Source organism: Microbacterium sp. SORGH_AS_0421 (genome assembly GCF_030818635.1).
Classification (GTDB): Bacteria; Actinomycetota; Actinomycetes; order Actinomycetales; family Microbacteriaceae; genus Microbacterium.
In genome coordinates, this window is record NZ_JAUTAO010000001.1 from 837318 (window position 1) to 853101 (window position 15784).

General features: G+C 71.6%; 10 protein-coding genes and 1 pseudogene. 6 read left to right on the forward strand and 5 right to left on the reverse strand.

Annotated features, from left to right (window positions below):
• The first annotated feature begins 63 nt into the window (after positions 1 to 63).
• Positions 64 to 1395 (forward strand): glutamyl-tRNA reductase, encoded by a 1332-nt coding sequence (locus QE416_RS03925; RefSeq protein WP_307313668.1) that lies wholly within the window; start codon positions 64 to 66, stop codon positions 1393 to 1395.
• 512 nt (positions 1396 to 1907) lie between these two features.
• Positions 1908 to 2483, forward strand: a complete 576-nt coding sequence (locus tag QE416_RS03930; protein WP_307317853.1) for an HhH-GPD-type base excision DNA repair protein — start codon at positions 1908 to 1910, stop codon at positions 2481 to 2483.
• Between the two features lie 239 nt (positions 2484 to 2722).
• Here QE416_RS03930 and QE416_RS03935 read toward each other — a convergent pair whose 3' ends face one another.
• The gene (locus QE416_RS03935; RefSeq protein WP_307313669.1) at positions 2723 to 2953 is read right to left on the reverse strand and encodes a hypothetical protein; all 231 of its coding nucleotides are present in this window, start codon (positions 2951 to 2953) and stop codon (positions 2723 to 2725) included.
• 383 nt (positions 2954 to 3336) lie between these two features.
• Here QE416_RS03935 and QE416_RS03940 point away from each other — a divergent pair, with 383 nt between their 5' ends.
• From QE416_RS03940 to QE416_RS03950, 3 genes are read left to right on the forward strand one after another with little or no spacing between them, the layout of a single operon-like run.
• Positions 3337 to 3660, forward strand: coding sequence for a hypothetical protein (locus tag QE416_RS03940; protein WP_307313671.1), 324 nt, complete (start codon positions 3337 to 3339; stop codon positions 3658 to 3660).
• 43 nt (positions 3661 to 3703) lie between these two features.
• Complete coding sequence (locus tag QE416_RS03945; protein ID WP_307313673.1) at positions 3704 to 4417, forward strand: hypothetical protein; 714 nt, start codon at positions 3704 to 3706, stop codon at positions 4415 to 4417.
• Between the two features lie 8 nt (positions 4418 to 4425).
• Positions 4426 to 4863, forward strand: a complete 438-nt coding sequence (locus QE416_RS03950; RefSeq protein WP_307313675.1) for a hypothetical protein — start codon at positions 4426 to 4428, stop codon at positions 4861 to 4863.
• A 61-nt stretch (positions 4864 to 4924) separates the two neighbouring features.
• On the opposite strand, the gene QE416_RS03955 is transcribed toward QE416_RS03950, so the two are convergent.
• On the reverse strand, positions 4925 to 9382 hold the full coding sequence (locus tag QE416_RS03955; protein WP_307313678.1) for an SCO7613 C-terminal domain-containing membrane protein: 4458 nt from the start codon (positions 9380 to 9382) through the stop codon (positions 4925 to 4927).
• 164 nt (positions 9383 to 9546) lie between these two features.
• Between QE416_RS03955 and QE416_RS03960 the strand changes: the two genes are divergently transcribed.
• Positions 9547 to 12399 (forward strand): AAA family ATPase, encoded by a 2853-nt coding sequence (locus QE416_RS03960; RefSeq protein ID WP_307313681.1) that lies wholly within the window; start codon positions 9547 to 9549, stop codon positions 12397 to 12399.
• Here QE416_RS03960 and QE416_RS03965 read toward each other — a convergent pair.
• The 3 genes and pseudogenes from QE416_RS03965 to QE416_RS03975 all read right to left on the reverse strand — a co-directional run bounded on the left by QE416_RS03965 (position 12396) and on the right by QE416_RS03975 (position 15740).
• On the reverse strand, positions 12396 to 13199 hold the full coding sequence (locus QE416_RS03965) for an ABC transporter permease (protein WP_116239503.1): 804 nt from the start codon (positions 13197 to 13199) through the stop codon (positions 12396 to 12398). The genes QE416_RS03960 and QE416_RS03965 overlap by 4 nt on opposite strands.
• Positions 13196 to 14206 carry an ATP-binding cassette domain-containing protein gene (locus QE416_RS03970; protein WP_307313684.1) on the reverse strand — a complete coding sequence of 337 codons (1011 nt, stop codon included), beginning with the start codon at positions 14204 to 14206 and terminating at the stop codon, positions 13196 to 13198. The genes QE416_RS03965 and QE416_RS03970 overlap by 4 nt, the downstream gene beginning before the upstream one ends.
• A 144-nt stretch (positions 14207 to 14350) precedes the next feature.
• Positions 14351 to 15740: pseudogene (locus tag QE416_RS03975) on the reverse strand (glycine--tRNA ligase).
• Between the last annotated feature and the right edge of the window lie 44 nt (positions 15741 to 15784).

A 15784-nucleotide genomic window follows, 5' to 3' on the forward strand; every position in this document is an offset into this window, starting at 1 on the left:
GGATGCCTTGACGTCGAGAGGCCGCCCGGAATACCCCGAGGAACGCGGGCGTAGAATATATTCGTGCTGCTGTGCGTCAGCGCGAGTCACAAGACCGCGTCCTTCGATCTCCTCGAGCGGCTCAGCGTACCCGCGACACCCGTCGCCCCCCTGATCGCCGAGCACGACGAGTGCGTCCAGGGCGCCGTCGTCGTCGCGACCTGCAACCGCTTCGAGGCGTACGTCGACATGGACGAGCCCGTCACCGCCGCGGTCGCCCTGGGTATCGAGGCCACCCTCGCGGCGATCGAGTCCGCGACCGGCGTTCCGGCCAGCGAGCTCGAGGGCTCCTACACCGTCCTCGGTGGCAGCGATGTGGCCGAGCATCTGTTCTCGGTGGCATCCGGGCTCGAATCCGTCGTCGTCGGCGAAGGCGAGATCGCCGGTCAGGTCCGACGCGCTCTCAACGAATCGCGTCAGCTCGGCACCACCTCCGCCGAGCTCGAGCGACTGTTCCAGCGGGCGTCCGAAGCCCAGCGCGGTGTGAAGAACTCCACCGCGATCGGCCGCGCCGGACGCTCCCTGGTACGCCTGGGCCTCGAACTCGCCGACAGTCGCATCGCCGACTGGTCGACCCAGCGGGTGCTGCTCGTGGGCACCGGCGCGTACGCGGCTGCCACCGTCGCCGCCCTGCGCGATCAGGGCGCCGAAGACATCTCGGTATACTCGCCCTCCGGCCGGGCCGCGAAGTTCTCGATCAAGCACGGCCTGCGGGCGGTCTCGGCAGAGACCTTCCCGAGCGCGGTCGCCCACGCCGACCTCGTGATCACCTGCACCACCAGCGAGAACCACGTACTGAGCGCCGCCACTTTCGCCGCGGGTCGGGGGGCCTACGCGACCGCCGTCGACGGCGCCGCGGGCGTGTGCCCCGTCGATCACGCGGCGCGCCGCCTCGTCATCGACCTCGGCCTCCCCCGCAACGTCGACCCCGATGTCGCCACCGTCCCGGGCGTCGACCTGCTCGACCTCGAGACGATCCGCCTGCACGCCCCACTCGAAGAGCTTCAGGCGACCGACGCGGCACGCGATCTCGTGCGCGACGCGGCCCGCCGCTTCGCCTCGGTCGGCGAGCGCAAGAACATCACCCCCGCCGTCGTGGCCCTGCGCGCGCACGTCTTCGGCGTGCTCGACGCCGAGGTCGCCCGCGTGCGCGCCCGCGGCGACGAGGGCGGTCAGACCGAGCAGGCGCTTCGTCACCTCGTCGGCGTGCTGCTGCACACCCCGACCACCCGGGCGCACGAACTCGCAGAGACCGGCCGCGCCGACGAGTACATCGACGCTCTTTCGGCGCTGTTCGGCATCGAGGTCGCCGACCCCGCGGCCGCCGAGCGTCGCGACATCGCCGACGCGGGCTGAGGGCCCTCCCGCCCCTCATCGTGCCGCGGTCCTCGGTGCGGGGAGCGGGTCTCCGCGCCGGCTGCGTCGGAGCCGGATCCCTCGTCGAAACGCGCGCGTCGGGCAGGATGGATGCCGTGAGCACACCGGCATCCGAGGTCTACGTCGTCGCGGGAGAACGTCGGCGCGGGAACGCTCCGCGGTGGGCGGCGACGCTCGTGTTGGGGCTGCTGCAGATCGAGGAAGACGCGCCGTCCGTGTCGGAGACGGTGATCCGTCGGGTCGACGGGTCGCTCGTGAAGCGGCTGAAACCGGGCAGCGTCTCGCACTTCGAGAAACAGATCTCCGAGGTCACCGCCGACCTCGGAGCGATGGATGCCGTTCCCTTCGCACGGAAATGGATCGCCGAGCCCGACGCAGCCGCGGCGGGCGACGAAACGGCATCCGGCCGACGTAGCGGTGGCGACCTGACGCCGACTCGGGAGCGAGATGCGCTCTCGCCCGCCCGCGTCGAGACGCGCGAGAATGAGCACATGAGCCTGCGCATCACCGACGACCCCGCCGCCGACGAACTGCTGTCGAGCAACCCGCTCGCTCTGCTGATCGGCATGCTGCTCGACCAGCAGGTCGCGATGGAGACCGCGTTCGCCGGACCGCTGAAGATCCAGGAGCGCACCGGGTCGATGGATGCCGGCGCGATCGCGCACCAGGACCCCGACGACTTCGCCGCCGCGTTCTCGCAGTCGCCCGCGGTGCACCGCTACCCCGGGTCGATGGCGGGGCGCGTGCAGGCGCTGTGCGCGGCGATCGAGCAGGACTGGGGCGGCAAGGCCGAGAACCTCTGGACGCGCGACGACCCTGACGGCAGGACCGTGCTAAAGCGTCTGAAGGCGCTGCCCGGCTTCGGCGAGCAGAAGGCGAAGATCTTCCTCGCCCTGCTCGGCAAGCAGCGCGGCTTCGACGGAGCCGGATGGCGCGAAGCGTCGGCACCCTACGGCGAGGAGGGGTCGTTCCGGTCGGTCGCCGACATCGTGAGCCCGGAGTCGCTCACCAAGGTGCGCGAGCACAAGCGGGCGGCGAAGGCGGCGGCGAAAGAGGCCGCCCGCTGAACCGGCCCTTCGATGAGGGTTCTCTCATACGGCTCGCCTTGGCCCCCGTCTCTGACTAGGTTGAAACGCTGTGAGGGTGCGGCCAGGGTCGGGCGGCCCGTGCGACCAGAGGTGGGGGGGACCATGTCGACAGATGACGAGCAGCTCTTCGCGCTCCATGACGAGGTGACGCGCAAAGCGGACCAGATGAGGGCCGCACTGGGCGCCGACACCACAACCGTGACCGAGGACCCGCACCGTCAGATCGCCGTACGGTGGGCCGACGATATTCCCGAGATCGAGATCGGAACGTTCTGGCGCACGGCCATCGCCCCCGACGATCTCGCCACCGCGGTGCTCACGACGGTCGGCACCGCCGCCTCCGAACGGCTCGGCGCGTGGACGCAGGCCTTCGGCTCCGAGGCGCCGACGGTACCCACCCGCTCCACGCTGACCGCGACGCGCACCGGCGGAGAGATCGAACGCCTCATCGAAGACGCCGACGGCGACGCACTGCACCGCAATGTCAACCGGTTCCTCGAGGACTACTCCGAGCGTCTGCGACAGAGCCTCGACATCGTGCGGGAGCGCGCCTCGCGGGCGACGACCGCGAGCGATCGCGAGGGCCACGTGCACGTGGTGCTCGGGCCGGGCGACGACCTGCGCGAACTCGAGTTCAACCGCGATTGGCTCCGCTCCGCCGACGGCGAGGAGGTGACCTCCGCTTTGCGCGCCGCCCCCTGGCGAACGCGCGCGCAGCTGCCCAGGACTACACACCTCAGGGGCTGTTCGCGGGAACCCCGCTCGACGTCTACGCCACCGAGCTGGCCGACCCGGTCGAACTCGTCCGTATGCTCACCCGAGGGGAGTGAACATGGCCGATCCGAATCAGATCGCCGTCGCGGCCGACGCGTTGCAGGGCGACGCCACCGTCTGGGACGAGGTGGGCGAGAAGCTGTCCACTGCGGCGAACGCCGTCGCGAATCTCCGCTCCACCGACGCCGTGTTCTGCTGGAAGGGCGACGCGCTCTTCGCGAGCTACGGAGCGGTCGTCGACGCGGTGAGCGCGTATCTACGCGACGGCTCCGCCACAGCGACGGCCGGCGCCACCGAGCTGCGCAACGTCCGGGAGCTGTTCCTCAGAAACGAGGAGGACATCGTCAGCACGACCACCGGTCTCTGGGAAGCGCAGTACTGACAGACAGCTCCCGACACGGTCGGAGCGGCAGCAGGAGGAGCACATGACAACGGTCACCGGCGGCTCGACCGCCCCCGAGTGGGGCGGACTCGTTCGCGACATCGAGCGTCACCTCGAAGAGGCCCGTTCCACGGTCAACAGCATTCTGGCGAGCGTCCCCGCTGCCTTCCGCTGGGCCGCGGACGCGGTGCACGACGCCTGGAACTGGCTCATGGACCGGGCGGATGAGCTCTGGCAGGTCATCAGCGATCCCTACCGCCGCCCCGGCGATCGCGCCGAGCTGCGATCGATGATCGGCCGGTGGCGCACGGACGCCGCGTCGGAGTTGGCCAACCTGACCCGTCGGATCGATCCCAGCTCCCTCGCCACCGACGACGAGTGGGCGGGTAAGGGCGCCCAGAAGTATCAGCAGGCCGTCGCCGCGCAGCGCACCACGCTCACGGGGTTCGAGTCCGCCATCTCGACCCCGGTGACCGCCTCGCTCGAGAAGCTCGCTGGCGGCCTCGACGTGTTCACGACGCTCATGTACACGACTCTCGGCACGCTCATCGGCGGACTCATCGCCGGGATCGGATGCCTGGCGGGCATCGTCACCGCTCCCGCGGCGATCATCGCGATGGTCACCGCGATCGCCGCGGCCCTCGTGCAGATCATCAGCGCCAACGTCCAGCTCGACAACGCGATCAGCGCCGCACAGAGCCAGATCGACGGCGTCGCCGAGCGCGCGACCGCCTGGCCCGGGTTCGCGAGCCAGTGAGCGCCGACGTGAGGACTGCGATTGCCCGCTCCGCCCTCTGGCGGGGCATCGTCGCCGCCGTCCTCGTACCCATCACGCTCGTGATGCTGCTCGTCGCCCTCGACGTGTGGGTCGCCTCGGTCGGCGCGGCCTTCCTCGCCCTGCCGGGCAATCTGCTCGTCGCGGTGCTCTTCGCCATCGTGGCGGCCCGTTCGTTCGTCCTCGCCCGCCGGGGTGCGCAGACCGAACGCGGCGCGTCCATCGATCGAGCGCTGGTCCTGGTCTCCCTGATCGTCGGCGGCTTCATGCTGGTGCTGCCGGCCTGCACGGTGTTAGCAGACCCCGGCGGGACCGCCGTCGCGATCTACGCGGTGGTGATCACCGCCATCCTCGTCGTCCTCTGCCGCTCCAACTGGCGGACGCCGTCGTCGAGCGCCCCCCTCGCCTCGCACGGTCCGCTCATCTGACACCTCGGCTCCATCGGAGGACGCGAGCAGGCTCCTAGCCTGAGCGCCAGAGGCGCGTAGCTCAGCGGAGCGCGCGGATCGCCAGCGCCACCGCCTTCACCTCGCGGATGCGGCGCTCGTACGTCGCCGCGATCACGATGAGGAGCACACCGGCGATGCCCAGCCACAGCCACCAGAGGCCGGAAGCACTTTCGTAGAGCGAGGTGATCCACGGCCAGAGCTGGGCGACGGCGTGGACGATCAGCACGACCCCGCCGAGCAACACGGGAGCCTGCCAACGGAACCGTGTGCCGACCAGCAACACTGCCAGGGCGACGACGCCGAGGGCGAGGATGCGCCACAGCGCGTTGGCCCCGAAGAAGTCGAACAGCAGTGAAGGGACCAGCAGAAGCGCCAGGCCGACGCCCAGCGCGGGCCAGGTGCGCAGCTCGGGACGCAGACGCAGCGTGCGGATGCCATGGACGAGCAGCGCCGCGGCTAACGGCACCGTGGCTGCTTCGACGGGGTCGGCGCTGCCGAGCACGAGCGCCACGAGCGCGAGGACGGCCGACAGACCGGTCGTCGTCCACAACACGATCGCACGGCTCCACCACAGCCCGAGGGCCAGGACGGCGACGAGGGTCGCGACCAGCCGCAGCGGACCTTCTGCCGTGGCCGAGAGCCGAGCGGCGGTCAGTGCGACGGCAACGGCGGGGGCGGCGATCGCCAGGGCGGTGGGCACGGAGGCCGGAACGTCCGGACGCCGCAGACGCACGAGAACCGCGACGCCGACGAGCGGGAGCGTCGCCGCGAGCATCCAGACGTCGAATAGCGCGGTGGAGAGTTCGTGCAGGGCGCGGAGAGACGCAGCGACCACCAGGCTCAGCGAGGCGACCGCGATCGCCGGGGCCGCCAGCGGAGCGAGCGCGTCACGGAGCACGAGGATGGCGACGACCAACACGGCGATCGCTGCGATCGTGACGCCGATCGTGCGCACCAATGACGCGTCGGCGAGCACCGCTGAGGGCAGCAGGCCGACCGCCAGACCTCCTGCGGCGAACAGCACCGGGGCAGCGGCAACCGGGCGACGGCGGTCGACGGCGGCGGCGATCCACACGAGTGCGAGCGGGACGGTCGCCCACTCGATGGGCCGGACATCCGCGCCCACACCGACGAGGGCGACGAGCGCCGCCCCGGAGTGCGCGGTGATCGCAAGCGGCACCCCGACCAACGGGTGGCGCACGCGCAGCGCCGTGACGCCGACCGCACCGAGCAGGACCACCGCGGCCACCATGCGCACGATCGGACCGGCGTCGACGGCGACGAGCACGGTCGATCCGAGCGCGAGAAGCACCGCGGCCGCCACGACGGTGTGCCGAGCCGACGGCGGTGCCCACTGCGCGGGACGTCGCGCGACCCCGATCGCCGCCGCACCGATCGCGACCGCGGCCACCAGCAGGACGAGGTCGCCGACGCCCACGCCGCCTCGATCCGCGGAGTGGACGAGCTGCATGGCCGTGAGAAGCACGAGGGAAAGAGCCCCCGCGGCGCCCACGGCGACGGGGAGCTCGTCGGGAGTGCGGGGAGGGCGGATCCAGGCCCCGGCCATCAGCACGGCGACCGAGACGACGGCGACCACGAGGACGTGCACGAGGTCGTCGGGAGCGGACAGGGCGCTGGGAGCGAGGGCGACGGTGGCGCCCGCGGCGGCGATCACCGCGGGGGCGGCGACGGAACGACCCGCGACCAGACGCCGAGCCCGCTCTTGACCGGCGGCGATGGCGAGGACCGCGACGCCGACGGGCACGGTGAAGAGCTCGACGGTGTCGGTCTGCTGCCAGACCAATCGCGTCCAGAGCGCGAGAGTGCCCAGGATGAGGGCGAGCCAGATAACGTGTCGGCGCGGGCCGCGAGAGCGGAACAGACCGTCGGCGTCGGTCGCCCACAGCACGACGGTGACCGCCGCGAACAGCAGCGGGACCCACCGGGCGCCCTGCGACGGGACGACGACGATCGACAGAGCGGCCACGAACGCCGTTCCCACGTCGACACAGGCCCGCGTGGACGGGTCGTCACCGAGGAAGCGCAGCGCCCCCGCGGCGGTGACCAGGGCGATCGAGGCGTAGACGATTGCCGGTACGAGAGGCAGAGCGTCGATGAGTCGGAGCCCGGAACCCGCCGCCCCCGCGACGAGCAGCGGCGTCATCAGCGCCGCGACAGGCCGCGCGACGCGCCACGACCGATACGGCGGAGTGAGGACGGCCGCCGACGCGCCCGCGGCGACCAGCGCCGACACGAGCAGCCAGACATCGGTCGCGGTGCCCGTGCGGAACAGGAGCGCGGGCCCGGCGACCACCACGATCACCGCGAGGGCGGCGACCACGCCCGCGCTTCGCTGCGCATCGTCGAGACCGGAGCGTCGGGCGGAGGAGGTCACGACGGCGACGAGGCACACGGATGCCACCGCGAGAGGAACCGTCAGCGCAGTAGCGCCGTCGATGACGAGGTCGGCCCCGGCGCTCAACGCTCCGGGAACCAGCAGGGCACTGCCCGATAGGAACAGCACGACCGCGACCGTGGACGGCACCCGGAGACCGGGATGCACTCGGGCGACGGACAGGAGCACGGCGGCGACCACGACAGTGGCCAGCCCCCACGCGAGCGGGGACGAGAACGACAGGAGCCACCCGGTGCCGAGAGACAGGGATCCGCCGACGGCCGCGAGGGCGAGGTCGCCGCGACGACGTCGGAGGACGATGACGGCGAGCACGGCCAGCGCGACGTACCAGGCGACCACCAGCACCAGCACCCGCAGCTGGGGCCCCGCGAGCAGAGCGACGCCCACCGCGGCGACGAGCCAGGGGGTACGGCGTTGCGCCCACGATCCCGACAGCCGCCAGACGCCGAGGGCGAGCACGATGATGGCGGCGAGCGCGATCACGGCCGAGGTGCCAGTGGCATCCGGGGCATCGACGTGAACCGCGGATCGCCCGAAAACGACAGCCGCCTGCCGAAGAAGTGCCCCGACGGTGGTCAGCGCCCCGACCAGCGGGAGGACCGCGGCGACGCCTGCGGCGATCGCCGCCGCCCGAGAAGCAGTGACGACGGTCGTCCGGCCGAGGCCGGGGCCGGTGCGCCGGGCTGCGGCGTCGAGCACGAGGCCGATCGCCGCCGCGACGAGCACCGGCACGGTGACCGACAGGGTGGCGTCCGCCGCCCGGACGACCGTGGCCGCGACTCCCACTCCGAGAACGACGACGGCGGCCACGGCGGCCGTCGGCGCGAGGTTCGCAGCACCTCGACGCGCGAACGACCAGGCGTGGAGGGCGAGACCGAGGGCGAGCACGGCGCTGAAGATCGCCGGGGGCGCCGTCGATCGGGGGTCGACGACCAGGGCGGCCGTGAGGGCGACGACCGTGCCGAGGGCCGCCAACCCCCGGACCACCGCGATCTCGACGGTCAGCTCCGGGCGAGGAGCCCGCGCGAGGAGCGGCGCGAAGGGCGCCGCGAGAGCGACGAGCAGCAGCACGAGGCCCCAGCCGTACCAGCCGAGGGCAGCGTCACGCTCGAGGACGCCGGCGACGAGCATGGCGGGGCCGACGGCCAGGGCCACCACCGCGGCCGAGAGCGGCGCGCGCAACAGCGACAGCCGCGCCCAGCCGACGAACGCGGCACCCGCGGCCACCGTCGTCGCACCCCAGTACACGCTGGGTTCGAGGGCGGCCGCTCCGCCCAGATCGTTGGCGCGAACGGCCCAGACGTCGAGAGCGACGAAGGCGATGCCGAGCAGGGCGATGCCCTCGGCGGTGGCGCCGAGGCCGCGTCGGCGCAGGAGCGACGCCGCGGCGATGATGGCGGCGGTGACGAGCCCGATGATGGCCGAGCGCAGCACGAGGCCACCGCTGATCCACGCGACGGTGAGGAAGAAAGCCGCCGCGACCGCCAGCAGCACCACCCCGACCGACAGCAGGAAGACCTGGACGCTCGATCGGCGGGGCTTGGACGGCTCCGCAGGGGCGGGCGCGTTCGGTGCCACGGGAGGGATGCCGGCGAACGGAGGCACGCCCGGGGGGACGACCTCCGCAGCGGCCGGTGGCTGCGGGACGACCGCGGGCCCCGACGGCGGCGCAAAGGACACGTCGGCGGGTGCGGCGGGTGCGGCGGGTGCGGCAATGACGGCCGAAGGCCCTGCCCCGATGGAATCAGCAGGAAGAGCCGCCACCGGAGGCGGCAACACCGGATCAGGCTCCGACCGGGCAGCCGGCATCCGCTGCTCTTCTGCGCGAACGGCCGCGGCCTCGGCGTCGCGATGCACCCGCATGAGGACGTCGGCGCGCTCATCGACGAGGGCGACGATCCGCTGCGAGAGCTCGAGCACGCGCGCGGTGCGCCCATCGGAGAGGTTCAGGCCGCACGAGGCGCACGGCGAAACGGTGATCGCCGCGAAGCACGAAGGGCAGCGCGAGGTGTCGACGAGCGCGCCCGGCCCCGGCGGCCAGGCGAACCCGGAAAGCTGTGCCCCACCGTCGACTTCCGTCATCGTGCCCCCTCGGCGTCGGTCGTCGACCAGGCTAGCGAAGTGCGGGGTCTCTGCCGGGGTTGTCCACGGCGGACCCTCCTCCCCAGGCGCACCACTTCCACCGGGCACATCGTGAAGACGGGCCCACCGCGTCGCGAGCCGCTGCGCGACCTAGGGTGGACACCGTGCGGGTGCGGTTCTTCGGCGGCTTGAGCGTCGACACGGGTGAGGGAGACGCCACCGTGCCCGGCCGCGGGCAGCAGTCGCTCCTGCTGCGCCTCGCCGTCGACGCCGGCACCACGGTGGGCTACCGGGCGCTGGCGGAGGACATCTGGGGCCTCGACACCCCCGACGATCCCCGCGCCGCTCTTCAATCCCTCGTCTCGCGTCTGCGTCGGACGCTCCCCGCCGGCGCGGTCTCGTCGACCCCCGGCGGCTATCGACTCGACCTGCCGCGGACCGAGATCGACATCACGCGCTTCCAGGATCTCGTCGCTCAGGCGCGTGCCACGAGCGATGCCGCACCGGCGCGGGAAGCGTTGGCCCTGTGGAACGGTGAGGTGTGGACCCCGCACGACGGGTTCGACTGGCTCGTCCGCGACCTGCTCGAGGACCGATCGCACGCCGAGCGGTTGGTCGCCGCCGCGCCCGCGCCCGCGACAGGGCCGTTCCCCGCTGCCGATGTCACGCCCGCGGCCCTCACCGCCCTCGTGGGTCGCGAGGTCGAGCTCGATGCCATCCGCGAACGTCTGACGACCGATCGTCTCGTCACCCTCATCGGTCCCGGCGGCGCGGGTAAGACCACCCTCGCCGTCGAGACGGCGCGCGCGGTCGCCGACTCGATCGTCGTCGAGCTCGCCCCGGCCGCCGCGGGAGACGTATGGACGGCGATCGCGGGTGCGGTGGGTCGTCGCATCCGCCTCCCCGAATCGGCGGGCGCACCCCTGACCGCAGCCGAGCGTGTGGCCGAGGCCGTCACCGGTCGACGCGTCGTGATCGTGCTCGACAATTGCGAGCACGTCATCCACGAGGCTGCCGAGGCGGCCCTCGATCTGCTGCGCATGAGCCCGGGAGTGCGCGTGCTGACCACGAGTCGCGAACCGCTGGGCATCGCCGGCGAGGCGTTCGTCGACCTCGGGCCGCTCCCCCCGGCGGACGCCGACGCGCTCTTCGCCCAGCGTGTGCGGTCGGCGCGGGGACGTGTTCCCGACGACGACGAGCGCGAGACCGCACAGCGCATCGTGCGACGCCTGGACGGGCTGCCGCTGGCGATCGAGCTCGCCGCCGCACGGTCGCGCACCCTGACCCTCACCGAGATCGACGAGGGCCTCGACGACCGTTTCGCGCTCCTGTCGAACGGGCCGAGGCTCAGCTCGCAGCGGCACCGCACCCTGCGCGCGCTGATCGACTGGAGCTGGGACACCCTCAGCGACGGCGAGCGCACCGCCCTGCAGGTCGCCGCGGTCTTCGCCGACGGGATCGGAGCGGCCGACGCTGCCCCCGTGGCTCGCGCCTTCGACAGGGATGCCGCAGATTTCGACGCCCTCGTCGACCGCTCGCTGCTCGTCCGACGCGAGGGTCGGTTCCGCATGCTCGAAACCGTGCGCGAGTACGGCCTCGAACGCCTGCGCGACGACGGGAACGAGGCGTCGTTCCGCGCGCGAGCGGCTGGAGTCCTGACCCGGCTCGCTGCACGATGGGAGCAGAACGTACGCGGGCCGGGGCTGCGGGAAGCCCTCGCCTGGTTCGACGCGAACGACGAGAACCTGGCCGCAGCCCTGCGCACCTACGTCGACTCGAGCGACCGGAGAGAGGGCATCCCGCTGCTGCGCAGCCTGCTGTGGCCGTGGGCGGTGCGCGAACGCGGCGACGATCTGCGCCGTGCCGTCGGAGAGTTCGCCGACCCCGATGCCCCGCTCGACAGCGAGGCCCGGGTGGTGGTCGAGTCGCTCGCCCTCTTCTCCGCGTCCTTCCCCGAGCCCGGTCGATCCGCGACCGTGACCGGCGAGGCGTATGCTGCCCGCCGCACCGAGCTCGAAGCCGCGGCGTCGGCGCACCCCTCCGAGGTGACGGCGCTGGTGGCCCCGCTGCTGCGGCTGGCTGCGACCGTGATCCTCGCGGGAGAGGGTGAGAACGCCCGCACCTGGCACGTCGACGTGAGCGATGACGAGCTCGCCGAGGCTCCCCCGTGGTCGCGCGCGATCCTGCACGCTCTGCGCGCGGGAGCCGCGCAGAACGCCGGCGACATGGATGTGCTGGGCGTCGAGAGCGCGAAGGCGTTGGAGATGTTCGAGATGATCGGCGACCCGTGGGGCACGGGTTTCGCCAGCCAGCTGCGCTCGGAGTGGCTCGTGCTCGCCGATCGTCTCGACGAGGCGCTGGCGGTCATCGACCGCTCGGAAGACGCGATCCGCGGCCTCACCTCCACGCCGGATCTTCTTCAGCAGGAGGCCCAGGCGGTCGGCATCCTGCTCCGGCTCGGCCGTCTCGACCACGCCCGGCAGCGGGCGGCCGACATCGATCGAGCGGCGACGGCGGATGGATCCGTCCGCGCGCTGGGGCAGGCGCGCATGACCGCGGCCCAGATCGAGATCGCCGCCGACGACGGCGAGGCAGCCCTGCGCGAGATGGAACGCATGGACCTGGCCGGGCAACCCGGCATCCCGGATCAGTTCCTCGCGTGGATCGACGCGCAACGAGCCCAGGCTCTGCTGCTCCTGGGGCGACACGATGAGGCCCGCGAAGCCCTGCGCACGGGGCTCATGCGCGCCGTCGACTCGCGGGATCATCCCATCATCGCCATCGTGCTCCTCACGGTGGCGGGGTGGAACGCGGCCGTCGACCGCCTCGACCGCGCCGAGGAGGCGCTCGCCCGGGCGGACGCCGTCCGCGGGGGCGCCGACGAACGCGCCCCCTTCGCCGTGTGGGTGCGCGAGCGCATGGCAGCGGGCGCCGAGGTGACCCCGGCGCCCGCTGTCGGCATCCGTCCCGCTCTTTCGGACGTGGATGCCGAGACCCTTCTCGCGCTGCTCGACTAGGCCTTACGCATGTAGGCGCGCACCGTGAGCGGGGCGAAGACCGCGACGATCACCGCCGCGCCGACGAGGGAGATGATCACGTCGGAGCCCGCCGTGCCCGTGTTGACGAGGTCGCGCACCGCGGTGACGAGGTGCGAGACCGGGTTCACGTCGACGAACCACTGCAGCCACGACGGCATGGTGTTCGAGGGCACGAACGCGTTCGACAGGAACGTCAGCGGGAACAGGATCAGCATCGAGATGCCCTGCACGCTCGAGGCGCTGCGCGCGATGACACCGAAGAACGCGAAGATCCAGCTGATCGCCCACGAGCAGGCGATGACGAGCAGGCCCGCGGCGACCACGGCCCAGATGCCGCCGGCCGGACGCAGACCCATGATGAAGCCCATCGTGAAGGTCAGGACCGTGGCGATGGCGTAGCGCACGGTGTCGGCCAACAGCGCCCCCGACAGCGGCGCGATGCGCGCGATCGGCAGGGAGCGGAAGCGGTCGAACACGCCCTTGTCCATGTCTTCGCGCAGCTGTGTGCCGGTGACGACCGAGGTCGTGATGACGGTCTGCACGAGGATGCCGGGGATGATGATCGGCAGGTAGCTTTGCACGTCTCCCGCGATGGCGCCGCCGAAGATGTACGTGAACATCAGGGTGAACAGGATCGGCTGCACCGTGACGTCGATCAGCTGCTCGGGCGTGCGGCGGATCTTCAGCAGACCGCGGCCGGCCATCGTGACGGTGTTCTGCAGGGTCTGCGCGAGGCTCGCGGTGCGGGGCAGGTCGCGGGTGGCGGTGAGGGCGCTCATGAGCGGGCTCCTTCCAGGTCGTCGGCGCTCTCGCGCGCGGCGGTGTCGTCGGTCGGCACACCCGAGCCGGTGAGGGTGAGGAAGACCTCGTCGAGGGTGGGCTGCTGCACGCTGAACTCGCTCAGGTGCAGCCCCTCCTCGCGGAACGCCACGAGCAGGTCGGTGACCCGGTCGGGGTCGGACATGGGCACCGTGAGGCGCGCGGCCTCGGGCGAGACGATGGCCGTGGCATCCAGCACTCGTCCGACGGTCGCTCGCGCGGCGTCGAGGTCGGAACCCGGCTTCAACCGCAGCACGAGGGAGGCCTGGCCGACGGAGGCCTTGAGCTCGAGGGCCGTGCCCTCGGCGACGACGCGTCCGCGGTCGATGACGGCGATGCGATCGGCGAGCTGGTCGGCTTCGTCGAGGTACTGCGTGGTGAGCACGACGGTGGATCCGGATGCCACGAGCCGGCGGATCGTGTCCCACATCTGTCCGCGGGTGCGGGGGTCCAGGCCCGTGGTCGGCTCGTCGAGGAAGATCAGCGGCGGCTGGGCGATGAGGGATGCCGCGAGGTCGAGCCGGCGACGCATGCCGCCGGAGAACTTCGCGAGCGGCCGGGATGCGGCCTCGGTGAGTCCGAACTCCTCGAGCAGCTCGCTCGCCTTGCGGCGCGCATCACCGCGGGACAGGCCCAGCAGGCGCCCGAAGATCATGAGGTTCTCGGTCGCGGAGAGCTTCTCGTCGACCGAGGCGAACTGCCCGGTCAGGCCGATGAGCTGGCGCACGACGTGCGGTTCGCGGGCGACGTCGTGGCCGAAGATCTCGGCGCGGCCGCCGTCGGGCCGCAGCAGCGTGGTGAGCATGCTGATGGTGGTGGTCTTGCCGGCGCCGTTGGGGCCGAGGACCCCGTAGACCGTGCCGGCTTCGACGACGAGATCGACGCCGTCGACGGCGCGGTTCGAGCCGAACGTCTTGACGAGCCCCTCGGCTCGTACGGCCGGAGTGCGGGTGGAGGAAGTGGTCATGACGACAGGATGCGCCGGAGGCTCTGCCGCACCGCTGTCACGGCGGCGGGAGCGCTGTCACGGCGCTGTCACGACTCCCCGAAACGACGAGAGACCGGATGCCACGGCCTCGGGCCACGGCATCCGGTCTCTCGTTCTCGCGGGTCAGGCTCCGCGCAGGCGCTCGGCCAGGTAGCCCTGCAGCGCGTCGAGGCCGATGCGCTCCTGGCCCATCGTGTCGCGGTCGCGCACGGTCACGGCGTTGTCGTCGAGCGAGTCGAAGTCGACGGTGACGCAGAACGGCGTGCCGATCTCGTCCTGGCGGCGGTAGCGGCGGCCGATGGCGCCGGCGTCGTCGAAGTCGATGTTCCAGCCGGCCGCGCGGAGCGTGTCGGCGACCTCGCGGGCCAATGGCGACAGACGCTCGTTGCGCGAGAGCGGTAGGACGGCGACCTTGACGGGCGCGAGACGCGGGTCGAGCTTGAGCACCGTGCGGGTGTCGGTGCCGCCCTTGGCGTTGGGCACCTCTTCTTCGCGGTAGGCGTCGACGAGGAAGGCCATCATCGCGCGCGTCAGACCGAACGAGGGCTCGATCACGTAGGGCGTGTACTTCTCGCCCGAGGCCTGGTCGAAGAAGGTGAGCGACTGGCCCGAGGCCTCGGAGTGGCTCTTGAGGTCGTAGTCGGTGCGGTTGGCGACTCCCATGAGCTCGCCCCACTCCTTGCCCGGGAAGCCGAAGCGGTACTCGACGTCGATCGTGCCGGCGGAGTAGTGCGCGCGGTCGTCTTCGGGGACGTCGAAGCGCTTCATGTTCTCGGGGTCGATGCCGAGCTCGATGAACCAGTTCCAGCAGGCCTCGACCCAGTGCTCGAACCACTCGTTCGCCTCGGCCGGCGGGGTGAAGTACTCGATCTCCATCTGCTCGAACTCGCGCGTGCGGAAGATGAAGTTTCCGGGCGTGATCTCGTTGCGGAACGCCTTGCCGACCTGGCCGACGCCGAACGGGGGCTTGCGGCGGGATGCCGTGAGCACGTTCGAGAAGTTCACGAAGATGCCCTGCGCCGTCTCGGGGCGCAGGAAGTACAGGCCCGACTCGTCGTCGACGACGCCGAGGTAGGTCTTGACCAGGCCCGAGAACGACTTCGGCTCGGTGTACTGGCCCTTGGTGCCACAGTTGGGGCACGGGACGTCGGCGAGACCGTTCTCGGCCTTGCGGTTCTTACGCGCCTCGAAGTCCTCGATGATCGTGTCGGCGCGGAAGCGCTTGTGGCACTGCAGGCACTCGACCAGCGGGTCGGTGAAGGTGGCGACGTGCCCTGAGGCCTCCCACACGCGCTTGGGCAGGATGATGCTCGAGTCCAGGCCCACCATGTCGCCACGACCGCGGACGAAGGTCTGCCACCACTGCCGACGGATGTTCTCCTTCAGCTCCGTGCCGAGGGGACCGTAGTCCCACGCGGACCGCGAACCGCCGTAAATCTCACCGGCCTGGAAGACGAACCCGCGATGGCGGGCCGAGGGCGATGACCTTGTCGAGGCGGGACTGTTCGGCCACGGTGGCTCCAATGGTCGGGAAAGTTGTGGGGATCGAGCGCGAGT